At 46.9% G+C, this 4562-nt stretch carries 5 protein-coding genes; 1 reads left to right on the top strand and 4 read right to left on the bottom strand.

Features of this window, described 5'->3' with window-relative positions; translation table 11 throughout:
* Positions 1-1297 (bottom strand): aldehyde ferredoxin oxidoreductase C-terminal domain-containing protein (locus B3D59_RS12615; RefSeq protein ID WP_286820187.1); only part of this gene is annotated, 1297 nt, incomplete at its 3' end.
* A complete protein-coding gene (locus tag B3D59_RS12610; RefSeq protein ID WP_286820186.1) occupies positions 1191-1523 on the bottom strand; it encodes an aldehyde ferredoxin oxidoreductase N-terminal domain-containing protein in 333 nt (110 codons plus the stop codon). The genes B3D59_RS12615 and B3D59_RS12610, both read right to left, overlap by 107 nt.
* Before the next feature lie 363 nt (positions 1524-1886).
* Between B3D59_RS12610 and B3D59_RS12605 the strand changes: the two genes are divergently transcribed.
* Entirely contained in the window at positions 1887-3188 is a 1302-nt protein-coding gene (locus B3D59_RS12605) for a CBS domain-containing protein (protein WP_286820185.1), read from the top strand.
* A 12-nt stretch (positions 3189-3200) separates the two neighbouring features.
* On the opposite strand, the gene B3D59_RS12600 is transcribed toward B3D59_RS12605, so the two are convergent.
* A complete protein-coding gene (locus B3D59_RS12600; protein ID WP_286820184.1) occupies positions 3201-3902 on the bottom strand; it encodes a phosphate ABC transporter ATP-binding protein in 702 nt (233 codons plus the stop codon).
* Between the two features lie 9 nt (positions 3903-3911).
* A complete protein-coding gene (locus tag B3D59_RS12595; RefSeq protein WP_286820183.1) occupies positions 3912-4364 on the bottom strand; it encodes an ABC transporter permease subunit in 453 nt (150 codons plus the stop codon).
* Positions 4365-4562: the final 198 nt, after the last annotated feature.

Here is a 4562-nt window from a genome sequence, read left to right as displayed (position 1 = left end):
TCAGCCAGGCCTCGTCATGCTGGGGACCTTTGAGGGCCAGCCCGTAACCGCCCTGCTGGGCCAGACTCTCCTTGGTCATGTATTCGGAGAATTCCAGCCCCTTGGATTCCATGCCGATATCCTGCAAAAAGTCGGGATCTGCACCGAAATCCCTGACAAAGATCTCTTTCATCCGGCGGACGCCTTTTCCGACAATGGTGCCGAAGCCTTTGCCCTGAGCCATCTGGTGAACGAGTTCCAGGGCGTTGAACCGGTTGCCGAAACTTAAATCCATGCCACCGGTGTGATCCAAAGTGATCTGTCCGCTCTCAAAGCACTCCATGACAAAAGCGATCGAGGTGCCCACAGAGATGGTATCCAGACCATAGGCATCGCAGTAAAAGTTTATTTCAATGATGGTGTGGGCATCAAAAATGCCTAAGTTTGACCCGCATCCGGCCACGGTTTCATATTCAGGTCCGTCCACAAAAACCTTTTGGGCCTTATACGGTCCGGTCAAAGGAGAAAAATCCTTTACCCCGTGGGAACAGGCCACGGCACAACCTTTCCAGCAGCCGTCAAACCCCTTGTCAAAGAGATGTTCATAGGTTTCTTCACCAATGACCTTGCCTTCCGGATGGGAACCAAACTTGAAATTATGCACAGGCAGACAGTCATGATCGTTCATAATGGGCACCAGATGGGTGGTGCCCACCAGGGCCATCCGGTTTTGTTTGGGATCAAGGGTGGTGATCTCCTTGGCATAGGCCCTGGTAACCGTTTTGAGTGCTTCGGGATCCGCCGGCTGGTTGTTTTTCATGGAAATGGTTCCGTATCTGGCCACAACCGCCTTAATCTTCTTGTTGGCAAATACCGTTCCAATACCGCCTCTGCCGGCCTGTTTATAACGGACCCTCTTGCGCCCGGTATCCCACCAGGAGACGTTCAGACAGCCGAAATAAGTATTTTCTGCACCGGGTCCTGCGGTAACAACAGATACATTACCCGGTTTCTTTTCGTCAAAATGGTGTGTCAGGGCCGATGACAGTTCATACGCATCCCCAGGAATGCTCTCTGCGTGGAACAGCTTAATGGTATTTTCAATACCGTCAATGAGGATTACCGTATCCTGCTCGGCCCGGCCGTCCAATTGAATGACATCAAAGCCTGCAAATTTCTTATACGGGCCAAAATAACCACCTACGTTTGAATCAATGGGGGCCCCGGTCAGGGGAGAAATGGTGGTGACAATACTCTTTCCGCCGCCGGGATATCCAGGTACCCCCCCCCAAAGGCCCTGATGCGATGCAGATGGCATTTTCAGGGTCATCCCAGCGGGTGGTTCCGGAGACCGCATGCCACATCAGCCACAGATCATACCCTTTGCCGCCGATGAATTTTTGTTTGATCTTTTCCTCAATATCACAGATTTTGATCTTATTGTTACTTACGTTGATATGAAGGGAATGGTCTGTATATCCCTGATGAACTTCAACCGGTTGGTAGGGAACGCATTTGATTTCTTTGAGATTGATTTGAGCCATTTTTATGCTCCTTACAATAGATATTTAGAATTAAAACTATCTGTAATATATTAGCAAAAATAATGTTTTGAATACATCTCTACCCTGACGAAACTCAAATTTTAGCACCATAAAAGTTGAGGTATTATCAAATAACGGCCATGGGCTGACCTGATTTATCAGCAACCAGGTTCAACCCACAACAAAACATAAAAGTAATTAAACAACTTATTGGAACTTTCATATAAATGATTATATATTATATCGATAGGATGTAAATGGATCAACAAAACGACGTAACAAAAGCCTATTGAAATTATATCCGACAAAATATCCGATCAAACAGCCCCTGATGAAAAAAATCCCGAACAACAAAGAGGCCCTATGAAAATCATCACCACCCATAAGAGTTCTGATTTTGATGCCCTGGCAAGCCTTGTGGCAGCCACAATCATATATCCGGATGCCAAGGCCGTCCTTCCCGGGACAGTGAATGCCAACCTTAAAAATTTTTTAGCCATTCACAAAGATCTTTTTAATTTGTGGGCACCTAATGAAGTGGATCTGGATACCGTAGATACCCTTATTTGTGTAGACACCCACTCATGGTCCCGTTTGGACCAACGTTTAAGCATTTTATCCGAAAAGTCCGATCTTGACGTCATTGTTTGGGACCATCACGAAGAAGGAGATATTGAAGCCCGGGAGTCACATCTTTCCCAGACAGGATCTACAGCGACCATGCTTGTCCAGCAGATCGAAAAAGAACGTAAACTGATCACCCCGATCCAGGCCACCTTGTTTTTAATCGGCATTTATGAAGATACAGGCCATCTGAGCTATGCGTCCACCCGTCCGGAAGACGCCTATGCTGCAGGATTTTTGCTGGACTGCAAGGCGGATCTCAATATCCTGGGCACCTTTTTGCAACCGGCTTACGGAAAAAAACAAAAAGATATCCTCTTTAACATGATACAGGAGGCAGAACGAAGTGAGTTTAACGGCTTCTCATTGAGTGTATCCCGGGTTGAACTGGAGGGCCGGGTGGAAAACCTGGCCATGGTGATGCAGATGTACCGGGAACTGATGAATGTAGACGTGGCTATCGGCATATTCAGGGACGTGGCAAAAGACAATTGCATGGTAATCGGCAGAAGCGGGGTGGATGATATCAATATCGGTGTGCTCATGCGCTCCCTGGGCGGTGGCGGCCATCCCGGAGCAGGCTCGGCCCTGGTCAAGGGCGCGAATCCGGATGCATTATTAGAAACCGTTCTGGAATTGCTCAAGGGCAACCAGTATTCCTCGGTCATGCTCTCCGATATCATGTCTTACCCTGTGGTAACGGTAAACGCAAACACCCCTGTGGGTGATGTGGCCATGATGCTGCGGGAGATGGGATGTACGGGCATGCCTGTTGTGGACGATAACGAGAATCTTGTGGGGGTTGTTTCAAGACGTGATTTCAGAAAAGTCAAAAAGTCAAACCAGATGCAGTCCCCGATTAAAGCCATTATGAGCCGGACAATTATCACCATTGATTATGATAAAAGCGCCTTTGAGGCGGTTCGCCTCATGATCCGGCATGATATCGGAAGAATTCCCGTCATGAAAGAGGGAAAAATTATCGGCATCATCACCCGATCCGATGCCATGATGTATTTTTATGATTTGCTACCCGATTAGAACCTATATTGCTTAAACAGGTTTCAATTGCCGATCGCACAAAACAAACTGCTGATCGGCAATGCGTTTGACCTGGTCCATATAGTGGGAAACTATTATAATTGTACATTTGTTTTTTAACCGAACCAGCAGGTCTTCAATGAGTTGGACTGACGTCTCATCCAGACTGGAAGTGGGCTCGTCCAGCAGCAGAACCTGGGGGTCCAGAACGAGGGATCTTGCCAGGCAAAGCCGTTGCTGCTGGCCGCCTGAAAGAAGGCGGGCATCCTCCAAGAGTCTATCTTTGACCTCTTTCCATAAAAAGGCATGTTCAAAGGCCTTTTTTACCTTTCCCCGGATATTTTCCCGGTTTTTATATCCGGCAAGCCTCAAAGGAAATGCCACATTTTTGTAAATGCTCATGGGCAATGGGTTGGGTGTTTGGAATACCATGCCCACCTTTTTTCTTAACTCGGGCAGGACATAGTCTTTTTGAAAAATATTTTCAAATCCGTTGCCGAAATCAATGGTTACCTGTCCAGAGACCATTGCGCCTTCCATGCTGTGGCAAAGGCGGTTTAATATGGTAAGAAATGAGGATTTCCCCTGACCTGACGGCCCGGTAATGCAAGTTATGGTGTTGGCATGAATATCAATATTGATATTTTCCAGGATGGCCAGGGTCCTGTAATAAAAATAAAGATCTCTGATTTTTATTTTAACCGGATTTTGCATATCTGATTCCTAAATCATAATTCCTGCCTTGCGATCAATCAGTGTCTTGATGAGATGGGCGAATACAAAAAGCACCGAACAGATCAAAAGCAAAATAAGGGCAGCACCGTATCCTTTCATCAGTTCTGCAGGATCTGTGTATTCCGATGCCGTGTAATAGATATAAAACGGCAGGGCCTCAAAGCTGGAAAAAAGAGATTTGGGAACACCTGCAGTGGCAACCACGCCGGTGAGCATGATTACGGCCGTATCCTCTGCACATCGTCCAATGGCAAGAACCACGCCGGAAATAATATCGGCGAGGGCCAAAGGCAACAAAACCAGAACCACATTCTGCAGTTTTGTGGCACCTAAACCCGGTGCTGTGAGCCGGGTTAAAAGCGGAATTCTTTTAATGGCGCCCTGGGTTGTTTTGATGATATAGGGCAAAACCAGAAAGGCAAGGGAGAGGGCTGAAATCAATAAACACGGATAAATGCGGCTGTAAATTCTTTCGATACAGAACCTTCGATAGCACCTTAAAATCCCACGTATGGTTACATATTCTGAGAAAAGAATGAGCTCGTTTAATAAGATTTTTTGAAAAAAGAACAGGCACATCGGTAGACAGCAGGAACCGCCCGATGCCTTGGCATCCTCCTCCCCCCTTTGGGGGGGATA

The organism is Desulfobacter sp. UBA2225, from assembly GCF_002348205.1.
Classification (GTDB): domain Bacteria; phylum Desulfobacterota; class Desulfobacteria; order Desulfobacterales; family Desulfobacteraceae; genus Desulfobacter; species Desulfobacter postgatei.
The sequence above is the reverse complement of the archived record's forward strand: the minus strand, read 5'-3'. Positions and strand labels throughout refer to the sequence as shown.

What these genes read in the sequence shown, in the direction of transcription:
- B3D59_RS12610 (WP_286820186.1), bottom strand. Translation starts at nt 1,523, where the DNA reads ATGGCTCAAATCAATCTCAAAGAAATCAAATGCGTTCCCTACCAACCG.
- B3D59_RS12605 (WP_286820185.1), top strand. Translation starts at nt 1,887, where the DNA reads ATGAAAATCATCACCACCCATAAGAGTTCTGATTTTGATGCCCTGGCA.
- B3D59_RS12600 (WP_286820184.1), bottom strand. Translation starts at nt 3,902, where the DNA reads ATGCAAAATCCGGTTAAAATAAAAATCAGAGATCTTTATTTTTATTAC.